This window comes from Pantoea sp. S61 (genome assembly GCF_016625145.1).
Lineage (GTDB): Bacteria > Pseudomonadota > Gammaproteobacteria > Enterobacterales > Enterobacteriaceae > Pantoea > Pantoea rwandensis_B.
The window spans coordinates 11,525-34,700 of record NZ_JACVUO010000011.1 but is presented as its reverse complement, the minus strand read 5'-3'; the positions used below and the strand labels follow the sequence as shown (position 1 = coordinate 34,700).

At 54.9% G+C, this 23,176-nt stretch carries 16 protein-coding genes and 1 riboswitch; of the genes, 8 read left to right on the top strand and 8 right to left on the bottom strand.

Translation table 11 applies throughout. From position 1 onward, the window contains the following. Positions 1–256 precede the first annotated feature (256 nt). Positions 257–922, top strand: a complete 666-nt coding sequence (locus IAE30_RS19080) for a 7-cyano-7-deazaguanine/7-aminomethyl-7-deazaguanine transporter (RefSeq protein ID WP_038643701.1) — start codon at positions 257–259, stop codon at positions 920–922. A gap of 239 nt (positions 923–1,161) precedes the next feature. Beyond that, on the top strand, positions 1,162–1,719 hold the full coding sequence (locus IAE30_RS19075) for a DcrB family lipoprotein (RefSeq protein ID WP_200537990.1): 558 nt from the start codon (positions 1,162–1,164) through the stop codon (positions 1,717–1,719). 319 nt (positions 1,720–2,038) lie between these two features. Here IAE30_RS19075 and glgP read toward each other — a convergent pair whose 3' ends face one another. The 6 genes from glgP to asd all read right to left on the bottom strand — a co-directional run bounded on the left by glgP (position 2,039) and on the right by asd (position 12,940). Next, complete coding sequence (gene glgP, locus IAE30_RS19070) at positions 2,039–4,486, bottom strand: glycogen phosphorylase (RefSeq protein ID WP_200680728.1); 2,448 nt, start codon at positions 4,484–4,486, stop codon at positions 2,039–2,041. A gap of 21 nt (positions 4,487–4,507) precedes the next feature. Beyond that, positions 4,508–5,941, bottom strand: a complete 1,434-nt coding sequence (gene glgA / locus IAE30_RS19065) for a glycogen synthase GlgA (protein WP_038643704.1) — start codon at positions 5,939–5,941, stop codon at positions 4,508–4,510. Positions 5,942–6,013: 72 nt separating this feature from the next. Then, the gene (glgC, locus tag IAE30_RS19060) at positions 6,014–7,297 is read right to left on the bottom strand and encodes a glucose-1-phosphate adenylyltransferase (RefSeq protein ID WP_038643705.1); all 1,284 of its coding nucleotides are present in this window, start codon (positions 7,295–7,297) and stop codon (positions 6,014–6,016) included. Between the two features lie 10 nt (positions 7,298–7,307). Continuing rightward, positions 7,308–9,287, bottom strand: coding sequence for a glycogen debranching protein GlgX (gene glgX / locus IAE30_RS19055; protein ID WP_038643706.1), 1,980 nt, complete (start codon positions 9,285–9,287; stop codon positions 7,308–7,310). Further along, positions 9,287–11,473: a 1,4-alpha-glucan branching enzyme gene (gene glgB, locus IAE30_RS19050; protein WP_200680726.1), complete on the bottom strand. Its 2,187-nt coding sequence runs from the start codon at positions 11,471–11,473 to the stop codon at positions 9,287–9,289. The genes glgX and glgB overlap by 1 nt, the downstream gene beginning before the upstream one ends. 357 nt (positions 11,474–11,830) lie before the next feature. Beyond that, positions 11,831–12,940 carry an aspartate-semialdehyde dehydrogenase gene (asd, locus tag IAE30_RS19045; protein WP_038643710.1) on the bottom strand — a complete coding sequence of 370 codons (1,110 nt, stop codon included), beginning with the start codon at positions 12,938–12,940 and terminating at the stop codon, positions 11,831–11,833. Between the two features lie 321 nt (positions 12,941–13,261). Between asd and IAE30_RS19040 the strand changes: the two genes are divergently transcribed. Beyond that, entirely contained in the window at positions 13,262–13,855 is a 594-nt protein-coding gene (locus IAE30_RS19040; protein WP_034827091.1) for a YhgN family NAAT transporter, read from the top strand. Between the two features lie 42 nt (positions 13,856–13,897). Here IAE30_RS19040 and panS read toward each other — a convergent pair whose 3' ends face one another. Then, positions 13,898–14,821, bottom strand: coding sequence for a ketopantoate/pantoate/pantothenate transporter PanS (panS, locus tag IAE30_RS19035; RefSeq protein WP_200537986.1), 924 nt, complete (start codon positions 14,819–14,821; stop codon positions 13,898–13,900). Positions 14,822–15,111: 290 nt separating this feature from the next. After that, the gene (lysC, locus tag IAE30_RS19030; RefSeq protein WP_045815758.1) at positions 15,112–16,467 is read right to left on the bottom strand and encodes a lysine-sensitive aspartokinase 3; all 1,356 of its coding nucleotides are present in this window, start codon (positions 16,465–16,467) and stop codon (positions 15,112–15,114) included. 109 nt (positions 16,468–16,576) lie between these two features. Then, positions 16,577–16,771, bottom strand: a riboswitch (Lysine riboswitch). A gap of 394 nt (positions 16,772–17,165) precedes the next feature. On the opposite strand from lysC, the gene pgi reads away from it, so the two are divergent. The 5 genes from pgi to IAE30_RS19000 all read left to right on the top strand — a co-directional run bounded on the left by pgi (position 17,166) and on the right by IAE30_RS19000 (position 23,133). After that, positions 17,166–18,812 carry a glucose-6-phosphate isomerase gene (gene pgi, locus IAE30_RS19020; RefSeq protein ID WP_182056476.1) on the top strand — a complete coding sequence of 549 codons (1,647 nt, stop codon included), beginning with the start codon at positions 17,166–17,168 and terminating at the stop codon, positions 18,810–18,812. Between the two features lie 523 nt (positions 18,813–19,335). Continuing rightward, entirely contained in the window at positions 19,336–19,584 is a 249-nt protein-coding gene (gene yjbE / locus IAE30_RS19015; RefSeq protein WP_034827112.1) for an exopolysaccharide production protein YjbE, read from the top strand. A gap of 77 nt (positions 19,585–19,661) precedes the next feature. Continuing rightward, positions 19,662–20,309, top strand: coding sequence for a YjbF family lipoprotein (locus tag IAE30_RS19010; RefSeq protein WP_200680722.1), 648 nt, complete (start codon positions 19,662–19,664; stop codon positions 20,307–20,309). After that, entirely contained in the window at positions 20,306–21,043 is a 738-nt protein-coding gene (locus tag IAE30_RS19005; protein WP_200680720.1) for a capsule biosynthesis GfcC family protein, read from the top strand. Before IAE30_RS19010 ends, IAE30_RS19005 begins: the two co-directional genes overlap by 4 nt. After that, positions 21,043–23,133 carry a YjbH domain-containing protein gene (locus IAE30_RS19000; RefSeq protein ID WP_200680718.1) on the top strand — a complete coding sequence of 697 codons (2,091 nt, stop codon included), beginning with the start codon at positions 21,043–21,045 and terminating at the stop codon, positions 23,131–23,133. The genes IAE30_RS19005 and IAE30_RS19000 overlap by 1 nt, the downstream gene beginning before the upstream one ends. Positions 23,134–23,176: the final 43 nt, after the last annotated feature.

The window sequence follows — 23,176 nt, the reverse complement described above, 5'->3', positions numbered from 1 at the left end:
CAGCGCAAGGCGATAACGATTGCGTTAAAATTAACCATTGCATTAATTGCGCAACGCGCTAAGATCGCCGCCGTTTTTTTACTACATTGCTCAATCCTCGAAATAATTCTCGCTGTAGTAAGGCGGCAAGAGCGTGTATCCCCGGGAACTTACACAAGTCAGTGACTGAGGTACGCGAACGCAGCCAACGCCGCTACAACGCGAAGTATGAAGAGGATTGTTGGGTTCCCTCACCCCATTACTAAAAAGGTCTTACATGATTGATTTCTCTGCACGTCAGCGCATGCATGCGCTGTTTTGGCTATCGCTATTCCATTTGCTGGTGATCACTTCCAGTAACTATCTGGTACAGCTGCCGGTTTCCATCTTCGGCTTCCACACCACCTGGGGTGCCTTTAGCTTTCCGTTTATCTTCCTTGCTACCGATCTCACCGTGCGCATCTTTGGCGCGCCGTTAGCCCGTCGTATTATTCTGGCGGTGATGATCCCGGCGCTGTTTATCTCTTACGTGGTGTCCTGCGTGTTCTATCAGGGCGAATGGCAAGGATGGGCATCGCTGGAACAGGTGAATCTGTTTGTCGCGCGTATCGCCAGTGCCAGCTTTATGGCCTATGCGCTGGGCCAAATTCTGGATGTCCACGTTTTTAACCGTTTGCGTCGTTTACCGCAGTGGTGGATCGCCCCTGCAGCGGCCATGTTCCTCGGTAATATCAGCGATACGCTGGCCTTCTTTTTCATCGCCTTCTACAAGAGCCCAGACCCGTTCATGGCCGCGCATTGGGTGGAGATCGCAATGGTGGATTACAGCTTCAAAGTGCTGATCTGCATGATTTTCTTCCTGCCCGCTTACGGTGTGTTGCTGAACAGCCTGCTGAAGCGTCTGGCTGAACGCTCTTCTCAACGCCAGGTGAATTTCGGCTAATTGCACATAGACGAAACGCGACAGCACGCTAAGATTTCCTGACAGACCGGCGGTTGCTTTTGACCGCCGATTCCGTTTTGATAGCCGTCATACTTCAAACGGCTGATCTGTTGGCCGCGCGCGGTTTTCCCACTTCCTTACTCACGTAAGCGCCGGGGAGACGCGCTGGCGACCTTTTTGACGCTTGAATTATTTAGGCTAAAAGCCTGAACGACTGGAATCATGTAAAAGGGAAAAGAATGCGTAACTTAGTGAAATATGCAGGTATTGGTTTGTTGGTATTGGGTCTCGCGGCCTGTGACCAGAAGAAAGAGGATGCTGCTGCGGGCAGCAACGGTGCCAGCGCCAGCCAGTCGGCCCAGACTGTCAACCTGATGGACGGCAAGCTGAGCTTCACTCTGCCTGCGGGCATGTCGGATAAGAGCGGCAAGCTCGGTTCTGAATCCACCAATATGCATGTGTACGCCGATGAAACCGGTCAGCGCGCCATTATCGTGATTGCTGGTGACCCAACCAACGAAGCGCTGGATGCCCTGTCACAGCGTCTGGAACAACAACAGCGCGGTCGCGATCCGCAGTTGCAGGTGGTTTCCAATAAAGCGGTGACGCTGAAAGATCAACCTGCTCAGCAGCTGGATACCGTGATTTCGGCCAACAACCAGACGTCATGGTCTTCCGTGATCCTGGCAAAAGTGGATGGCAAACTGCTGACCCTGCAAATTACCCTGCCAGCGGATAACCAGCAGCAGGCGCAGAGCGATGCCGATGCCATTGTGAAGAGCATCACTCTGAAGTAATCCCCTTCATCCTGCGAACGGCAGATGCGTTGGCTGCGTTTAAATGATTTTGGGATCATAGTTATTGTTAACTACGCGCAGGGAAGCGAAGGAGCAGGCTGGGATAGCTCAGGGGCTGGCAATCCACAGCGCTGAACAGAATGAGCCTGCCAGGAGAGCCCGCAGGACGCGGGCGAAAGGCTGGGCGGCACACGATGTGCCATCCCCGCCGGTCCGCCAGGCTGACGAATGAAGTGAAGGAACCGCGTCAGCGGCGCGAGTACGCCAGCCGCAAACCCATACCAGACTGCGTTAGCCCCCGCCCTTTAGACTGCTTGCTTTACAACCTCACCGGCGAAATATGCCAGATCTCATCCGCGTATTCCTGAATCGTTCTGTCCGCTGAGAAGTAGCCCATATTGGCGATATTCAATGCCGCACAGCGCTGCCACTCATCTGGCTGGCGATAGAGCTTATCCACCTTATCCTGCGCATCGACATAGCTGCGATAATCGGCCAGCAGCTGGTAGTGATCGCCGAAATTCACCAACGCATCAAACAGATTGCGATAGCGACCTGGCTCACCTGGACTGAATGCGCCGCTGGCAATTTGCGTCAGCGCCTGGTGCAGCTCGGCATCTTCCTCATAATATTTACGCGGGTTGTAGCCATCCTTGCGCAGCTGCTCGACCTGCGGCGTGGTGTTGCCGAAGATAAAGATATTCTCCTCACCAACATGCTCGCGCATCTCGACGTTCGCACCATCCAGCGTACCGATGGTCAACGCGCCGTTGAGGGCAAACTTCATGTTACTGGTACCCGATGCCTCGGTTCCCGCGGTGGAAATTTGCTCAGAGAGATCCGCCGCCGGAATAATGATCTGCGCCAGGCTTACGCTGTAGTTGGGAATAAACACCACCTTCAGCTTGTTCCTCACCTGGGGATCGTTGTTGATCACATTGGCCACATCGTTGATCAAATGAATGATGTGCTTCGCCACGTAATAGGCGGATGCCGCTTTACCGGCAAAGATATTCACGCGTGGCACCCAATCCGCAGTAGGATCAGCTTTGATGCGGTTGTAGCGCGTGATGACATGTAACACATTGAGCAACTGACGTTTGTATTCGTGAATGCGTTTGATCTGCACATCGAACAGAGCATGCGGATCCAGCACGATATCCATATTCTTCGCCACCCAATCCGCCAGACGCTTTTTGTTGGCGAACTTGGCATCGGCAATCTGCTCGATGAAGGCCGGATAATCAATGTGCGGCGTCAGTTCACTCAACTGACTGAGGTCGGTACGCCAGGTGCGACCGATAGTCTCGTCTAATACATCGGACAGCGCCGGGTTAGCCAGCGCCAGCCAGCGACGCGGCGTCACGCCGTTGGTTTTATTACAGAAACGCCCCGGGAACAGACGCGCGAAATCAGCAAACAGCGACTGCACCATCAGATTGGAATGCAGCTCTGAAACGCCATTCACCTTGTGGCTGACCACCACCGCCAGCCACGCCATGCGCACCTTACGGCCGTTGTTTTCGTCGATGATCGAGATGCGCGACATCAAATCCCAATCGTCCGGATAATATTCCTGGATGGTTTTCAGGAAGTAATCATTGATTTCAAACACGATGCTGAGATGGCGCGGCAGAATCTTGCCGAACATGTCCACCGGCCAGGTTTCCAGCGCTTCACTCATCAACGTGTGGTTGGTGTACGAGAACACCTGGCAAGTGACCTCAAAAGCGTCATCCCAGCTGAACTTGTGCTCGTCGATCAACAAGCGCATCAATTCAGGGATGGCTAAAACCGGGTGGGTGTCATTGAGATGGATAGCAATTTTATCCGCCAGGTTGTCCCAGGTTTCATGCATTTGCCAGTGGCGACTCAAAATATCCTGCACCGTGGCGGAGACGAGGAAATACTCCTGACGTAAACGCAGTTCACGACCAGAATCGGTAGAATCATCCGGATAGAGCACGCGCGATACGTTCTCTGAGTGGTTTTTATCTTCCACCGCCGCAAAGTAATCACCCTGGTTAAACTTGCCGAGGTTGATCTCATTGCTGGCCTGCGCGCTCCACAAGCGCAGCGTGTTGGTGGCATCGGTGTCGAAACCGGGAATGATTTGATCGTAAGCCGCCGCGATAATCTCTTCGGTTTCCAGCCAACGTACGCGCGCGCCTTCATGCTGCAGACGGCCACCAAAGCGGACTTTATAGCGGGTATTGAAGCGCTGGAACTCCCACGGATTGCCGTATTCCAGCCAGTAATCCGGAGATTCACGCTGCTGACCGTCGACAATGTTCTGCTTGAACATGCCGTAGTCATAACGAATGCCATAACCGCGTCCCGGCAAGCCGAGCGTGGCGAGCGAGTCGAGGAAACAGGCCGCTAAACGACCCAGGCCGCCATTGCCAAGCCCCGGATCGTTCTCTTCGTCCATCAGTTCACTGAGATCGAGCCCCATCTCGTCCAGCGCCTGATTGAGATCGTCATAGATGCCCATCGCCAGCAGTGCATTGCCCAGCGTGCGTCCCATCAGGAACTCCATCGACAGGTAGTAAACCTGACGCACATCCTGCGACAGCTGCGCACGGCTGGAGCGCAACCAACGTTCCACCATACGATCGCGCACTGCCAGCAAGGCGGCGTTAAGCCACTCATGCTGATTGGCGATCGACGGGTCTTTACCAATAGTAAACATCAGTTTATAGGCGATTGAGTGCTTCAGTGCGTCAACCGTTAGCGTGGGTGAGGCATAGGTGAAAGGTGCATTCATATCCAGTATCCCAATCTCTGATTACAGCAAACGTTGATAAAGATCGCGGTAGGCTTGTGCGGCCACCTGCCAACTAAAATCCATCCCCATCGCCTGCCGCTGAACGTAGCGCCAGAGAGAAGGACGGGACCAGAGGACAAAAGCACGTCGAATCGCGCGGAGCAGCGACCAGGCGTTACTGTCTTCAAAACTGAAACCGCTTGCGACCCCGTCAGCGAGGTTCTCCAGCGAACTGTCCTGCACGGTATCTGCCAGCCCGCCGGTGCGGCGCACTAACGGCAATGTGCCGTATTTCAAACCGTACAACTGGGTTAAGCCGCACGGCTCAAAGCGGCTCGGCACCATAATCACATCGGCGCCACCGACAATACGGTGCGAGAAAGCTTCGTGATAACCGATCTGCACGCCGACGCTGCCTGGATGTTCCGCCGCCGCAGCGAGGAAACCTTGTTGTAACTCTGCATCGCCCTGGCCCAACAGCACCAACTGGCCGCCTTGCGCCAGTAGCCCCGGTAACGCTTCCAGCACCAGATCCAGCCCTTTCTGTTTGGTCAAACGACTGATGACACAAAATACGGGCACTTTGTCATCCACCTTCAGGCCCATGGCGATCTGCAATTGGCGCTTGTTCTCCGCCTTGCTCTCCAGCGTTTCCCGATCGTAACGCGCCGTCAGCAGCAGGTCGTGCGCCGGGTCCCAAATACCAGGGTCAACGCCATTTAGGATGCCACTTAACCGTCCCTCTTTCAGACGCTGCTCTAGCAGCGCTTCCATGCCATAACCAAATTCTGGCCGGGTGATTTCCAGAGCATACGTAGGGCTAACTGCCGTAATATGATCGGCATAAAATAATCCCGCCTTGAGATACGAAATTTGCCCGAAAAACTCTAACCCGTGCATGTCAAAAAAGGCGCGCGGTAGCTGAATCTCATCAAGGTGACGCGCATTGAATAACCCCTGGTACGCCAGGTTGTGCACGGTAAACACCGTTTTCGCCGGGCGACCTCGTGCCGCAATATAGGCGCAGGTCAGCCCTGCGTGCCAGTCATGCGCGTGCACCACATCGGGTTGCCAGTATGTATCCAACCCGCTGGCCAGCTCGGCGCCCATCCAGCCCAGCAGCGCAAAACGCAGATAGTTATCCACGTAGGCAAACTGCGATGTGTCGTGATAAGGGCTACCGGGACGCTCATACAATCCCGGCGCATCTATTAAATAAATGCCAACACCGTTAAATTGTCCAAATAATAAACGGACCGGCCCAGCAAAAGTATGTAACTCCGCCACGATTTCGGTATCAGGAATCCCTTTTCGCAGATCCGGATACGCGGGAATCAGTACCCGCGCATCCGTTCCACCGGCAATTTGAGCCTGAGGCAATGCGCCGACAACATCAGCCAACCCGCCTGTTTTTAACAGCGGGAAAAGTTCTGAACAGACATGTAAAACCTGCATCCTGGACCCCTATTGTGTTATCGCGCGTTCCCCGCGGCGATTGCCTGTATGTCTTGCTCGTAGCTTTCGTGGTCAGCCAGCCAATTTGGCCAGCATGGCGCGCGTCACCAAAACGATGCCTTCTTCTGAACGGTAAAAACGGCGGCTGTCTTCATCTGGGTTTTCACCAATCACCATGCCTTCCGGAATCACGCAGGCGCGATCGATCACGCAACGGCGCAGACGACAGGAACGATTGATCACCACATCTGGTAACAGCACCGATGAGTCGATATTGCAAAACGAGTTGATACGCACGCGTGGAAACAGCACCGAATTCACCACCACCGAACCGGAGATAATGCAGCCGCCGGAAACCAGTGAATTCATCGTCATGCCGTGGCTGCCCGAGCGATCCTGCACAAATTTGGCGGGCGGCAAGGGTTCCATATGCGTACGGATTGGCCAGTCGTGGTCGTACATATCCAGTTCTGGCGTGACCGAGGCCAGATCGAGATTCGCGCGCCAGTAGGCTTCCAGCGTTCCGACGTCACGCCAGTAAGGCTCGGCGTTTTCATCGTTCTGCACGCACGATAAGGTGAAGGAGTGCGCATACGCCTCACCGCTGGCGACAATTTTCGGCAGCAGATCTTTGCCGAAATCATGGGTCGATTCGGGGATCAGCAAATCCTCTTCCAACAGTTGGTAGAGATAATCCGCGTCGAACACGTAGATGCCCATACTGGCTAGCGCTTTGGAGTCATCACCCGGCATTGAAGGGGGTTTCGGCGGTTTTTCCACAAAATCGATCACGTTGTTGTCCGCATCCACCGCCATCACACCAAACGCCGTGGCTTCGGCGAGCGGCACGGGTAAGCAGGCGATAGTGCACTTCGCGCCGCGTTCAGCGTGATCGAGCAACATCCGCGAGTAATCCATTTTGTAGATATGATCCCCGGCGAGAATCACGATGTATTGCGCGCGATAGCGGCGAATGATGTCGAGGTTCTGCGAAACCGCATCGGCAGTACCGCGATACCAATGCTCGGTGGATGCACGCTGCTGCGCCGGCAGCAAATCAACAAATTCATTCATCTCTTCGTTGAATAACGACCAGCCGCGCTGGATGTGCTGCGTTAATGTATGCGACTGATATTGGGTGATCACGCCAATGCGCCGAATACCCGAATTGATACAATTCGACAGCGCAAAGTCGATGATGCGGAACTTGCCGCCGAAATGAACGGCAGGTTTGGCGCGTTTCGCGGTGAGATCTTTCAGACGCGTACCGCGCCCGCCAGCAAGGATCAAGGCCACCGTTTGTGTAGGGAGCTGGCGCGCCAGCATCAGTGGATCTGTTCTATCTAACTTAACCATGTCTGACTCCTTATGATTGCTTTAGGAACACACACACGCCGTGTGCGGGCCCGTGCCAGACAGTTGTCAGGATGGGGTTATCTTCCCCGGCGAAAGGAGGAATGGCACGCCACTCTCCGTCTGGTAAGGCAAGGTCACTCACCGATTCCGTGGCGTTGATTGTTATTAACCAGCGGCTGGAGAGCAGGATCTGCATTCTGTGCGCCCCCTGTTCCCACTCCTCATTTCCCAGTGGTTTGCCGCTGGCATTGAACCACTGCACATTGCCATCGCCCTCCTGCCACCAGCGGTCTGCCGTCAACGCGGGAATACGCTGACGCAGCCGGATTAACGCGGCAGTGAAGTCGACCAGTCCAAAATCATCCTGATGCCAGTGCAACCAGGTAAGCGGGTTGTCCTGGCAGTAAGCGTTATTGTTACCGTGCTGGCTGTGACCGCGCTCATCCCCGGCCAGCAGCATCGGTGTACCTTGCGCCAGCAGTAGCGTCGTGAGTAAGGCGTGCACGCTACGCCGACGACGTTCGACAATATCGAAATTGACCTGTAGCCCCTCTTTGCCATGGTTATGGCTGAAGTTGCTGCTGCTGCCGTCACGATTGTCCTCGCCGTTGGCCTGATTGTGTTTGTTGTTGAAGCTCACTACGTCACGCAGCGTAAAGCCGTCATGCGCGGTGATCAGATTGATACTGGCGTGCGGTAAGCGCCCTTCACGCTGGAATACGTCACTGGAAGCCGCAAAGCGCCGGGCAAACTCGCCATTATTGAGCTGGCCGTGCAGCCAGTAACGGCGCGCGGCATCGCGGAAATGGTCGTTCCATTCCGCGAATCCTGCGGGAAAATTGCCCACCTGATAGCCGCCGGGGCCGATATCCCACGGTTCAGCAATCAATTTGACCTGTGACAGTACCGGACAGGCTTTAATAGCGGTGAACAACGGCGCATCCTGGCGATAGTCAGGCGTACGGCCTAGCACGCTGGCAAGGTCAAAACGGAAGCCATCGATATGGCAGTCCCGCACCCAATAGCGCAGCGCTTCTAATGCCCATTCCATCACCTGCGGATCGCTGAGATTGAGCGTGTTGCCGCAGCCGGTCCAGTTTTGATAATCGCCCTGCGCGTCGAGCCAGTAATAGCTGGCGTTATCCACGCCGCGCAGTGAAATATTGGGGCCAATCTCTTCCAGTTCGGCGGTGTGGTTGAACACCACATCGAGGATCACTTCGATACCCGCCGCATGCAGCGCTTTGACCGCCTGCTGAAACTCCTGCAAGGGCGTTAAACCCTGCTCGCCAGACGCGTAGCGGGGATCCACCGCCCACAGCGCGAACGGGTTGTAACCCCAGTAATTGCTCAGCCCGAGTCGTAGCAAACGCGGCTCGCTGGCGAAGTGCGCAATCGGCAGCAGCTCCAGCGCGGTAATGCCAAGATGTTGTAAGTACTTCACCATAGCAGGATGGCCCAGTGCCGCATAAGTCCCGCGCAGCCTTTCCGGAATTTCCGGATGTTGCTGAGTTAGGCCGCGCACGTGAGCTTCATAAATCACGGTCTTGCCCCACGGCGTACGCAGCGGCTTATCCGTCTCCCAATCGAAGTCTTCACTGATGACCAAGGATTTTGGCGCGATCGCGGCGTTATCCTGACTGTCTGGCTGCTGATCGCCACTGTTGAAACGCGGATCGTCCGGCACATCCCCCACCACTGCTTTGGCACAGGGATCCACCAGCAGTTTGGCGGGGTTAAAGCGATGCCCTTGTTGAGGCGACCACGGCCCATACACACGATAGCCATAACGCTGGCCGGGCTTTAATGCCGGAAAATAGCCGTGCCAGATATCCCCACTGCGAGCGGGCAGCGGAAAGCGCCGTTCAACGCCGTGAGCATCAAACAGGCATAGCTCCACCTGCTCAGCGTGACGAGAAAACAGCGTAAAGTTAACGCCGCGCCCATCGTAATGAGCGCCCAACGGCGTCGGTTGCCCGGTCTCCAGCATCAGTCTCCCTCCCGCACCAGCCAAATCGTGGCCAGCGGCGGCAAAGTCAGGCTGATCGATTGCGCACGACCGTGGCTCTCAATCGCATCGGTATGCACCACACCATGATTGCGCACATCACTGCCGTGATAATCCTGTTGATCGGTGTTCAACACTTCACGCCAGCCCCCCTGCTGATTAACGCCAAAACGGTAGTCGTGGCGCGTCACCGGCGTGAAGTTACTGGCAACGATGATTTCATTGCCCTCACGGTCACGGCGTGCAAACACAAACACCGAGTTTTCGTGGTCATCAACCACCAGCCATTCAAAGCCCTGCGCATCGAAATCCAGTTGATGTAATGGCGTGAAGTGTTTGTAACTGTGGTTGAGATCGCGCACCAGACGCTGTACGCCGTTGTGCCAGTTATCCTCACCCTCCAGCAGATGCCAGTCGAGGCTCGAATCGTGATTCCACTCGCGGCCTTGAGCAAACTCGTTGCCCATAAACTGCAGCTTTTTGCCCGGGAAGCCCCACATCCAGCCGTAATAAGCACGCAGGTTGGCGAACTTCTGCCACGCATCGCCGGGCATGCGATCGAGTATCGAACGTTTGCCGTGCACCACTTCATCGTGCGACAGCGGCAGCACGAAGTTTTCGGTGTAGTTGTAGAGCATGCCGAAGGTCATCAGATTGTGATGATAACGACGGTGCACTGGATCGAGCTTCATGTAGTCGAGCGTGTCGTGCATCCAGCCGAGGTTCCATTTGAACCAGAAGCCGAGACCGCCATCTTCAGAGGGGCGTGTCACGCCTGGATAATCGGTGGACTCTTCCGCCACGCTGATGGTGCCCGGTGCCGCACGACCTAGCGTGCGATTGGTGTGGCGCAGGAAGGAAATCGCTTCAAGATTTTCACGCCCGCCAAAGTGGTTAGGGATCCACTCGCCCTCTTTGCGGCTGTAATCGCGATAGATCATGGAAGCCACCGCATCCACACGTAAACCGTCAATGCCGAATCGCTCCATCCAGTAAAGTGCATTACCGGAGAGGTAATTACTGACTTCACGGCGACCAAAGTTGTAGATCAGCGTGTTCCAGTCCTGATGGAAGCCTTCTCGCGGATCGCTGTGCTCATACAGTTCGGTGCCGTCGAATTTCGCCAACCCGAAGTCATCACTCGGAAAATGGCCTGGCACCCAGTCGAGCAGCACGTTGATGCCCGCATCATGCGCCGCCGCGATAAAGTGACGAAACTCATCGCGCGTGCCGAAGCGACGCGTCGGCGCATACATGCCAAGAGGCTGATAGCCCCAGCTACCATCAAACGGGTGTTCGTTGATCGGCAACAGCTCAATGTGGGTGAAGCCCATCTCTTTCACATAAGGAATGAGCTGTTCCGCCAGCTCTTTGTAGCTCAGCCAGAAATTGTTGTCGGTGTGGCGGCGCCACGAACCCAAGTGCACTTCGTAAATCGAGATCGGCTGATCAAAGGCATTGGCAGCTTTGCGCTGCGGCTGCATCTCTATTTTTGGCGGCAGGCCACAAATCATCGACGCCGTTTGTGGTCGCATCTGCGCTTCAAAGGCAAAGGGATCGGCCTTGATACGCATCTGTCCTGACGCATCAATGATTTCATATTTGTAGAGCTGGCCGTTCACGGCACCCGGCACAAACAGTTCCCAGACACCCAGTTCACGGCGGAAGCGCATGGGATGGCGGCGACCGTCCCAGAAGTTGAACTCACCGACGACGGAAACCCGGCGTGCATTGGGTGCCCACACCGAGAATCGCGTGCCACTGACACCATCAATGGTCACGCCGTGCGCTCCCAGGGTTTCGTAGGGCCGCAAATGCGTGCCCTCGCCCAGCAGCCAGGCGTCCATTTCCGCCAGCAGCGGGCCGAAGCGATAGGCATCGTCGATCAGGTTTTGCTGGCCGTGCCAGGTGACCGCCAGTTGATAGCGAAACAGGTTTTTACGACGGGGGATCACCCCGCTGAAGAAGCCGCGCGAATCGAGGCATTTAAGCTGCGCGCATTTGCGTCCGGTGTTGGTTTCAATCACCCAGACTTCGGAGGCATCAGGCAGCAGTGCACGCACTTCGAGGCCTTCGACAGTTTGGTGCATCCCCAGAAATGAGAAGGGATCGGCATAATTCCCGGCAAAAAGGGCATTGATCGCATGGCGATCGGGAAGCTCTGACATGACTTTCTTCCTATGATTTCGCGCAGGCGACCGGAGTGGACAACAATGCCGCCTCTGGTGCGCTGCTTTTCATTGAGCCATACATACACCAGCAAGAGAGGACACCGTCCATGGGAGAAGATCTTAGCCGTGTACAACAACCATTCAGTTCGGAAAGCAAAAACAGTTAACAACCGGCACATCACTGTTAAATCATAGCTTGGGGCTGGCAGAAGCCAGGGGGGAAAGCAAAAAAATCTTGTTAGACGAGCAAAAAGGGGAAGCGGATCACTTGTCAGGCGCAATTTGCGTTAAGTTTTGCAGCCTGGATTACAAAAAAGGCCGGGAAACCCCGGCCTGTCTGATTTGTCGCTGCGCTTAGTCGATCAGCAAACGCAACATGCGGCGCAGCGGTTCAGCCGCGCCCCACAGCAACTGGTCACCCACGGTGAAGGCAGAAAGGTATTCCGGCCCCATGTTCAGCTTGCGCAGTCGGCCAACTGGCGTGGTCAGCGTGCCGGTGACGGCCGCAGGCGTCAGCTCACGCATAGTGATTTCGCGGTCGTTTGGCACCACTTTCACCCACTCGTTGTGAGAAGCCAGCAGCTGTTCGATTTCGTTCAGCGGAATATCTTTTTTCAGCTTCAGGGTGAACGCCTGGCTGTGGCAACGCAGTGCACCGACGCGCACACACAGACCATCAACCGGGATCGGGCTGCTGGTACGCAGGATTTTGTTGGTTTCTGCCTGGCCTTTCCACTCTTCGCGCGTCTGGCCATTATCCAACTGCTTGTCGATCCACGGGATCAGGCTGCCGGCTAACGGCACGCCGAAATTGTCGGTCGGCAAAGTGCCAGAACGAGTGAAATCGGTGACGCTGCGTTCAATTTCCAGAATCGCCGAGGCCGGATCTTGCAGCGATTTGGCCACGTGGTTGTGCAGCATGCCCATTTGCGTCAGCAGTTCACGCATATGGCGCGCACCGCCGCCTGAAGCCGCCTGGTAAGTGGCGACAGACGCCCACTCCACCAGATCGTTCGCGAACAGGCCGCCGAGTGACATCAGCATCAGGCTGACGGTGCAGTTGCCGCCGACGAAGGTTTTGATACCGTTATCGAGGCCCTGACGAATCACGTTGTGGTTAACCGGATCGAGAATGATGATGGCGTCATCTTTCATGCGCAGCGTCGAGGCTGCATCAATCCAGTAACCCTGCCAGCCGCTTTCACGCAGCTTAGGGTAAACTTCACTGGTGTAGTCACCGCCCTGGCAGGTGATAATAATATCCAGCGCCTTCAGCGCCTCGATATCAAAAGCATCCTGCAGCGCACCAGTCGACTTGCCGCCGAATGTCGGTGCCGCCTGACCAAGCTGAGACGTGGAGAAGAAGACCGGATTGATCACATCAAAATCACGTTCTTCACTCATGCGTGACATCAGCACAGAGCCGACCATGCCACGCCAACCAATAAAGCCTACATTCTTCATTTTCTGTCCGTCCGGGGCGTTTTCACTGTGCCCTTCGTGGTGCGAGGAAAAGACCAAGCGGAATATCCAGTTGATCTGCGTAATAATCAGGTTTACCTGCGACCTCCAACTCTACAAAATGCAGGCTTTCTGGCAAGTGAATTAATTCGATAGCGCCAACTTTTTCAGCAGTACAACTAATACTCCCCTCAGTGAATCGAGGTACGGGCAGGCGGAGATTCGGAGTATCTCGACGGCTAGGCGAGTCAGCGTTTCGGAAGCCTGTCGTCGCCAACGCACCTCAGTTTAAAAAATGACGGGAAAAAGGGATGGCTTTTACCTATGACTGAAATGATATCTGCGACCATATTGCTGCTGTTAATTATGGACCCGCTGGGCAACCTGCCGATTTTTATGTCGGTGCTCAAGCATCTCGAACCCAAGCGCCGACGTGCGGTGCTGATACGTGAAATGCTGATCGCACTGATCATCATGCTGCTGTTCCTGTTTACCGGCGAACGTATTCTGGCGTTCCTCAATCTGCGCACCGAAACCGTCTCGATCTCTGGTGGTATCATCCTGTTCCTCATCGCCATTCGCATGATTTTCCCCTCTGGCGAAACCAGCACCAGCGGATTACCGGCGGGTGAAGAGCCGTTTCTGGTGCCGCTGGCGATTCCGCTGGTCGCAGGTCCTTCACTGTTAGCTACGCTGATGCTGCTGTCACATCAATATCCTAATCAGATGTCACATTTGGTTGGCGCATTGCTGATTGCCTGGGGCGTGACCGTGGTCATTCTGCTGATGTCAGGACTGTTTTTACGCCTGTTGGGTGACAAAGGCGTTAACGCGCTGGAGCGGTTAATGGGATTGATTTTGATTATGCTGGCAACACAGATGTTTCTGGATGGGATTCGCGCTTATCTGAAACTGTAGCGAATAGACAGCGGGCGGCTCATTGGTCGCCCGCTCGCATTATTATTTCTGCTTCTTCTCTATCGGTTTGCCCGACCAGTAACCCGCCAGCAGTGAACCTGACAGATTGTGCCACACCGAGAACAGCGCGCCCGGCAACGCGGCCAGCGGTGAGAAGTAGAGTTTGCCCAGTGTGGCTGCCAGACCTGAGTTTTGCATACCCACTTCCAGCGCCAGCGTGCGGCAGGTAGATTCGTCAAAGCCAAACAGCTTGCCGCCCCAGTAACCGCCCAGCAGGCCGATGGCGTTATGCAGGATCACCGCCGCAATCACTACCAGGCCGACAGAACCGATAAAGCCCTGAGAACCCGCTACCACTGCGCTGATAATCAGCAGAATACAGACCATGGAAAATGCCGGCAGATAAGGCTCAACACGGCGCACCACACTGTTCATCGAGTGGTGGATGATCAGACCCAGACCAATCGGGATAACCACGATTTTAACGATGCTGAGCAGCATGCCGATCACATCAACTTGAATGTGGGTATCGACATAGAAGCGCGTCAGTAGCGGCGTCGCGAAAACACCCACCAGCGCAGACACTGAAGAGATGGTCACGGACAGGGCCACATCGCCCTTCGCCAGATAGATCATCACGTTGGACGCGGTGCCGCTGGCCACGCTGCCTACTAAAATCATCCCAGCCGAGAGATCCGGCGGCATATGGAACAGTTTTGCCAGGCCCCAGGCGGCGAGTGGCATCACCAGATAGTGCAAAAAGGTGCCGGCGATAACCGGTGCCGGACGCGTCAGCACACGTTTGAAATCATCAATATTCAGAGTGACACCCATGCCGAACATGATCAGCATCAGCAGATAAGTCACCCACGGCCCAATGTCGAGGAACGTCGAGGGTGAGTAATACGCCGCGACCGAGAGCAGCACGGCCCAAAGCGGGAACAGGCGGGTTAATTTGGCGAGCATGGAGAGACTTCCTTAGATATTTTTTAATTTATTTCATATGCCACAGATGAAGTGCCGCGCGGGGAACGACCACAGCGACGGACGCGGGATCATAACATTTCATTATCGTGACGTAAGGCGGGAAGTCGCTGGCAGGATAAAATGCGGATCGTCTGCGGCAAATCCGGGTAAACAGCGAAGATATCCGCTACATTTAGGGCAGTGAACGAGATATCACACGCCTGTTGCCTGTCGCAAAAATAAAAAAGCCGGACCAGGTCCGGCTTGATGGATTGCGCTAAAAAGTTGCCTTAAGAACCAAAAAGATTCTTATGCAGCGCACGCACCACTTCTTCTGCGTCTGGCGTTGGTACCAGGAAGCACAGGTTATAGCTGCTGGCTCCATAACAGATCATGCGCAGGTTAAACGGCTCAAGGGCACCAAACACCTCTTTGCCGACGCCGCAGGCTTTCGACAGGTTATTGCCGATAATGGCCACCAGCGCCAGGTTCTCTTCCACTTCCACGCGGCACAGTGAAGAGAGCTCAGTCAGCAGTGCTTGCGTCAACAGGCTTTCACCGGTGGTCGAAGAACCGGTGGTATCCAGCGTCAGCGCCACGCTCACTTCTGAAGTGGTGACCAGATCGACAGAGATGTTATGGCGCGCCAGAATCGCAAACACTTCGGCCAGGAAGCCGTGCGCGTGCAGCATGTTCAGGCTATGCAGCGTCATTAGCGTCTGTTTACGACGCAGCGCCAGCGCACGGAACAGCGGCGGGTTCTGGGTTTCATTGCACACGCGCGTGCCACCCGCAGCCGGATCTTTGCTTGAACCCACGAACACCGGAATGTCACTGCGCACCGCAGGCAGTAAGGTCGCCGGATGCAACACTTTCGCCCCGAAAATCGCCATTTCAGCCGCTTCCTCGAAGGTGATCTCTTCGATGCGTTTCGCGGTGGGCACCACGCGTGGATCGGTGGTGTAGATACCGGCCACGTCGGTCCAGATATCCACACGCGACGCCTGCAGGGCTTCCCCCAACAGTGCTGCGGTATAGTCGCTGCCGCCACGTCCCAGCGTGGTGGTGCGCCCTTTGCCTTCGCTACCAATAAAGCCCTGAGTAATGACCAGCGCTTCTGCAACACGTGGAGCCAGTTGCGCGGTGGACAGCTCTTTCAGCGTGGCAACATCAGGCTCAGCACGACCGAAACGGTCGCTGGTGCGCATCACTTTACGCACGTCAAACCATTCGGCATTGACCTGACGCTCACGCAGGACCTCCACAAACAGCAGGGTGGACATCAGCTCACCGTGGCTCACCAGCTCATCGGTCAGCGCATGTGATGTCGCCAGCGCAGTGGCTTCCGCCAGCATCAGAATATTTTCCAGCATGCGATCAATCTCCTGGCGAATCACTTCAGGGGATTGCAGGCGATCAATGATGGCGTATTGAATATTGCGAATTTCGTCCAGCAGGTGCGCGCGCTGTTCCAGTTCCCGGCCTTCAGCCAGAGAAACCAGCAGATTAGTCACGCCAGCAGACGCAGAGAGCACCACTAAACGGGTATTGGCATCGGAGAGCACAACATCCGCGCTGCGGTTCATGGCATCAAAATCGGCAACGCTGGTGCCGCCAAATTTCGCCACGATCAGATTTTGAGACATGTAACGAACCTCGTGTCAGATTAGCTTTCTCCCGTTGTTAAACGGAAGCGGTGATTTCAGCCTTGGCACAAGAGAAGAGCAGAATTGGACAGACAAGATCAGGAGATGAGTCACCAAAAGCACTTCACCTTGCGAAACGTCCGACTGCGGACGCTTCTGGTGACAACCCAGAGGATTCAGCCCCTGCAGCCGACAGGACAACACTCCGCGTGTTGTTCCATCTCGGCGTCGCACCCCATGATGTGTTGTCGTTGGATACGGATCCTCAAACACACTGCCTGGGCGACGCGCCTCTTCTGGCTTGCACCCAAAGGTGCAAGTCGCGGGCACAAAATACTGATTAATTCTTCTGCTGTCCAGCCTTGCAACACGTTGAAAATTCTTTTTTAGCATTACGCCAGCGCATCGCAGAACAAACGCTGGCGCTCGCACCCGCCTAAAGTAGTCAACGGCGCGCAAAAACGCGGCTTTTTGCTGATGCGGCACAGGGAATTTTTTTGCCAGAACATCGACAATCGCCGCCGGATTAACCTGAAACCTTGCGGCCACGGTCACAAATTTTTTCCCTTCGTTTGCAACTGTGGTCATACTGAAACCCGTTCGCGGTAGCGTATCAGCCACAAGAAATGCTTAGCACGCTGGGCCAGCAGGACGCGCCCGGCTGGAATGACGGTTCTTATTTCAACAAGAGTGTTGCCATGAAAAATATCAATCCGAAACAAACCGCAGCCTGGAAAGCGCTGCAGCAGCATTTTGACCAGATGAAATCGGTGCAGATCGCCGACCTGTTTAAAGATGATGCCGATCGTTTTGCGAAATTCTCTGCCACTTTCGACGATCAGATGCTGGTGGATTTCTCAAAAAACCGCATCACCCAGGAAACCCTCGATAAGTTACAGGCGCTGGCAAAAGAGACCGATCTGGCGGGCGCCATCAAATCCATGTTCTCTGGTGAGAAGATCAACCGCACCGAAGAGCGTGCCGTGCTGCACGTTGCTTTGCGTAATCGCAGCAACACGCCAATCATTGTTGATGGCAAAGATGTGATGCCAGAAGTGAATGCGGTGCTGGCGAAGATGAAAGGCTTCTCTGAGCGCATCATCAGCGGTGAGTGGAAAGGTTATACCGGCAAAGCGATCACTGACGTGGTCAACATCGGTATCGGCGGTTCGGATCTGGGTCCGTTCATGGTGACGGAGGCGCTGCGCCCGTATAAAAATCACCTGAACATGCACTTTGTTTCAAACGTGGATGGCACGCACATTGCCGAAACGCTGAAAGATCTCAGCCCGGAAACTACCCTGTTCCTCGTGGCGTCTAAAACCTTCACCACGCAGGAGACCATGACCAACGCCCACAGCGCGCGCGACTGGTTCCTGAAAACCGCGGGCGATCAGCAGCATGTCGCCAAACACTTTGCTGCGCTGTCGACCAACGGTAAAGCGGTGGGCGAGTTCGGTATCGATACCGACAACATGTTTGAGTTCTGGGACTGGGTCGGCGGTCGCTATTCACTGTGGTCAGCGATTGGCTTGTCGATCATCCTGTCAGTGGGCTTCGAGAACTTCGAACAGCTGCTGAGCGGCGCGCATGCGATGGACAACCACTTTGCCAACACACCAGCCGAACAGAACCTGCCAGTGCTGCTGGCACTGATTGGTATCTGGTACAACAACTTCTTTGGTGCCGAAACCGAAGCCATCCTGCCTTACGACCAGTACATGCACCGCTTCGCGGCGTACTTCCAGCAGGGCAACATGGAGTCCAACGGTAAGTACGTGGATCGCGAAGGTAACCCGGTGGATTACCAGACTGGCCCAATTATTTGGGGCGAGCCAGGCACCAACGGCCAGCATGCGTTTTATCAGCTGATTCATCAGGGCACCAAACTGATCCCTTGCGACTTTATCGCCCCGGCGCAGACCCACAACGCACTGACCGATCACCATCCGAAACTGCTGTCGAACTTCTTCGCGCAGACCGAAGCACTGGCGTTTGGTAAATCTCGTGATGTGGTCGAGAAAGAGTTTACCGATGCCGGTAAATCCGTTGAGTCTGTTGCTCACATCGTGCCGTTCAAGGTTTTCGAAGGTAACCGCCCAACCAACTCCATCCTGCTGCGTGAGATCACCCCGTTCAGCCTGGGTGCACTGATTGCGCTGTACGAACACAAGATCTTCACTCAGGGCGCGATTCTTAACATCTTCACCTTTGACCAATGGGGTGTTGAATTGGGCAAACAGCTGGCAAACCGTATTCTGCCAGAGCTGGAAAATGAATCGCAGATCAGTAGCCATGACAGTTCCACTAATGGCTTAATTAACCGCTATAAATCCTGGCGTTAATTTTCCTGCCAATCTTATTAGGGCGGCTTCATTGCCGCCTTATTTTTGTCAAACATGCGGTTATCCTCCTAAATTTGATACTGAGTGGCCCCATCGCGGTTAGATAATTCTTAAAATAGTCTAAGGAAAATCGGAAGTTGCCGTTCAACAACGACAGTTCATTGATCAAAAAATGGATCTAAATAAGCCGCTGATAATATGTATCTGATTGATTAAACAGTTATTAAAGTTAAACCCCGATCAGGAAATTCTGATTATTCCTATTCCGTACCATTTTTTAATGCAAAAGTGAAAAATCCTGCCGCATCATTCTTAGCCACTCAAATATTCCACCCTCGTAAAAATCTTCATTAAAAAAAAGCAGCTATCGCCAATTCGCCGTATTTATCACCAGAATAACCTCTGATTTTCACCCTCTTTTACTGGCGATGAACTCTGGTAATTTGTTGCCCTATACTGAACGCGCCCGAAATTAGGGTACATCCTTCATTCATTTGTTTCTAAAAATGCAGGAAACGTTGTTATGAAAAAACTGATGGTTGCCGGCGCAGCCTTACTTTACGTTGCCGTTTCTTCCGCTGCGATTGCCGCACCGGAAGAAGCTGGTGCTGCAGCAGGTGCGCAGGCGGGAGCAATCTCGACCGGTGCCACTACCGCTGTAGGTATCGGCGCACTGGGCGCGTTAGTCGGTCTCGGCATCGCTGCTGCTGGCGGTGGCGACGGCGCAAATACCGGCACAACAACGACCACCACAACGAGCACCACTCGTTGATGTAGCACCTTTAAACATAACCACACAGCCGTGTGGTTATTTTTTGCCTGGTTTTATTTTTGACAGGGATATACACAGTGCACCGACTCTCCTTGCTGCTTTTCTGCCTGCTGCTGCAGGCCTGCACACAAACGCAAAAAGGCCTGGAACAAACCGTGATGCTGGCCGTGAACGGTCCGGATGATGTCACCGTCACCGATGAGCAGGTCGCCAGTCTCCCTTACGCCAGCCTGTATGCGCGAATCAATAAAGGGCCACGCATTTTTGTGGTGCTCGGTTACGACGAAAACGGCCAACAGAAATGGATCACTCAGGATAAGGCGATGCTGGTGATGCAGCATGGCAGGCTGGTCAAAACGCTGGGGCTGACCAGCAATCTTGATGAGGTCAGCAATCTGGCGCAGGATCCGCTCGCCGATGCGCTGCATCTGCAAAACAATGCCAGCTGGACCCGCGTGGTGCAGTGGCGCGAGAAAGAGAAAGTGCGCGCTGCCACCGCCATTTCCACCTTTCAGCGCGGCGATGACACCGTGCTGAACATCGCTGGTGAGCGCGTGCCCTGCCGTGTCTGGATCGAGACCGTGCGAATGGATGATGTCGGCGCAGAATGGCAAAACACCTTCTGGATCGATAACCGTGATGGCAGCGTTTTGCAGGCAAATCAAATGCTCGCCGCAGATGCCTTCCCTGTTGAAACCACTATTCTGAAGCCGGCGAAATCATGAAAATAATCTCCCCTCTGTTAACGGCCATCGCGCTGCTGACGGCCGGTTATGCGCTGGCAGATAGTCAGGTCACGGTGCATGACCTGCACAGCCAAAACAGCCTGCAGATCGATCATGCACAGAATCTGGCGCAGCTGGTCACCAACCCGTCACTGCACACCTGGTGGCCCGGTACGGTGATTGCTGAACGTGGCGCAACGGCGGTGGCACAGCAACAACAGAAACAGCTGCTGGCTGATTTACGCACCTGGCAGGCTGACAGCGGCGATACGCTGGCAGCGACCATTGGCGCGGTGATCCACCAGCTCAGCGCAATACAGGTCACCGGGCGCCAGTTCACTGCGCTCGATCCTGATTGGGTGCGCCTGCGTCCAGAAGCCAATCGCACGCTGCAGGGCAGCTACGACCTCTACACGCTGCCGCAACCGAATCAGGTGCTGATACTCGGCGCGCTGGAACATCCCGGCAAAGCAAGCTGGCAACCCGGTCGTACCGTGCGTGATTACCTTGATACGCACGATCGCCTGTCAGGAGCCGAGCGCAGTTTCGCAACGGTGATCTCGCCTTCCGGTCAGATGCAGCAGGTGCCGGTCGCCTACTGGAATCAACGTCACGTGGAAGTGGCACCCGGCAGCATCATCTGGCTGGGCTTTACCTCGTGGAGCCTGCCCTGGGGCAAAGCTGATTTGAATGCGCGCATGCTTTCTGTTCTGACACACCGGATTCCAGACTGATGAAAAAACAATTACTTCTCAGCCTGTTGGCTGCTTCTGTCTCTGCGGCATGCCAGGTGCACGCGGAAACCTGGCCGGAACCCATCGGGCCATCACAATCGGATTTCGGCGGCGTGGGTTTGATGCAGACCCCCACGGCACGTATGGCGAAAGAGGGCGAATTCAGCCTGAACTTCCGCGATAACGATCAATATCGCTACTACTCTGCTTCGCTGCAGCTGTTCCCATGGCTGGAAACTACCGTGCGTTACACTGACGTGCGCACGCGTCGTTATAGCGCAGTTGAAGGCTTCAGTGGCGACCAAAGTTATAAAGATAAAGCCTTCGATGTGAAGCTGCGTCTGTGGCAGGAGAGCTACTGGCTGCCTGAAGTGGCAGTCGGATCGCGTGATTTGGGCGGTACCGGCCTGTTTGACAGTGAATATCTGGTGGCAACCAAAGCCTGGGGACCGTTTGATTTCACCATGGGCATCGGCTGGGGCTATCTCGGTAACAGCGGCAGCATCAAAAACCCGTTCTGCTCCTATAGCGACAGCTTCTGTAGCCGCACCGGCGGTGGCTCAGCGGGTTCTATCAATGGCTCCCAGATGTTCCACGGCCCGGCAGCCTTGTTTGGCGGCGTGGAGTATCAAACCCCCTGGCAGCCGCTACGCCTGAAGCTGGAATATGAAGGCAATGACTATCAGGATGACTTTGCCGGACGTCTGGAACAGCGCAGCAAGGTCAACGTTGGAGCGATTTATCGCCTGACCGACTGGGCCGATATCAACGCCAGCTATGAGCGTGGCAACACCTTTATGTTTGGCGTGACCGTGCGCACTAACTTCAACGATCTGCGCCAGTCGCACATTGATAGTGCCAAACCGGCTTACCATCCGCAGCCGCAGGGCGATCTGTTGCAACCGACGGTGGTAGCCAACCAGCTGACCGATCTGAAGTACAACGCCGGATTAAGCGGTCCGCGCATCCAGACCAAAGGCAGTACGCTGTATGTCTCTGGCGAACAAACGAAATATCGCGATACGCGCGAAGGCGTCGATCGTGCCAATCGCATCATCATGAACAACCTGCCGGCCGGCATTGATACCATAGATGTCACCGAGTCGCGTCTCAATATGCCGCAGGTGACCACCCGCACCGACGTTGCCAGCCTGCATAACGAACTCAGCGGTTACCCGCTGGGTCATGAGCGGCCGCTGCAGCAGACGCGTGAGAATCCGGTCGATCCAGGCGAGACTGAACAAGGCTTATTTATCCGCAAAGATCGCCTTCACTACAATCTGGCACCGGTGCTCAATCAGTCGGTTGGTGGGCCTGAAAGCTTCTACATGTACCAACTGGGCGTGATGGGCAGCGTTGATTACGCACTGACTGATCACCTGCTGGTTAGCGGCAGCCTGTTTGGTAACCTCGCCAATAACTACGACAAATTTAACTACAATGGCGCGCCGGCTGACTCCACCCTGCCGCGCGTGCGAACCCATATTCGCGACTACGTCGAGAACAATGTTTACGTTAATGACCTGCAAGCCAACTACATGGGGTATCTCGGCAATGGCTTCTATGGCCAGGTGTACGGCGGTTATCTCGAAACCATGTACGGCGGCGTGGGTGGTGAAGTGTTGTATCGTCCGATAGACAGCAACTGGGCTTTTGGTGTTGATGCCAACTACGTGAAACAACGTGACTGGGACAACATGATGCAGTTCACCGACTACAAAGCCCCAACCGGACACTTCACCGCGTACTGGCGCCCATGGTTCATGCAGGACGTGCTGGTGAAAGCCAGCGTCGGTGAATATCTGGCGAAAGATAAAGGTGTGACGGTTGATGTGTCGAAGCGCTTCGACAGCGGTGTGATGGTCGGCTTCTACGCCACTAAAACCAACGTGTCCGCCGAGGCCTATGGCGAAGGCGACTTCACCAAAGGCTTCTATATCTCGATTCCAATGGATCTGTTTACCGTGACGCCAACTCGTGGGCGTGCGCAGGTGAATTGGGTGCCGCTAACGCGTGATGGCGGACAGATGCTGGGGCGTAAATATCAGCTGTATGACATGACCTCAGATCGTGATGCGCGGTTTAATTAACGACAAGTGTGGAAGGTTGAAACGGCGTTGACCTCCAGGTGCT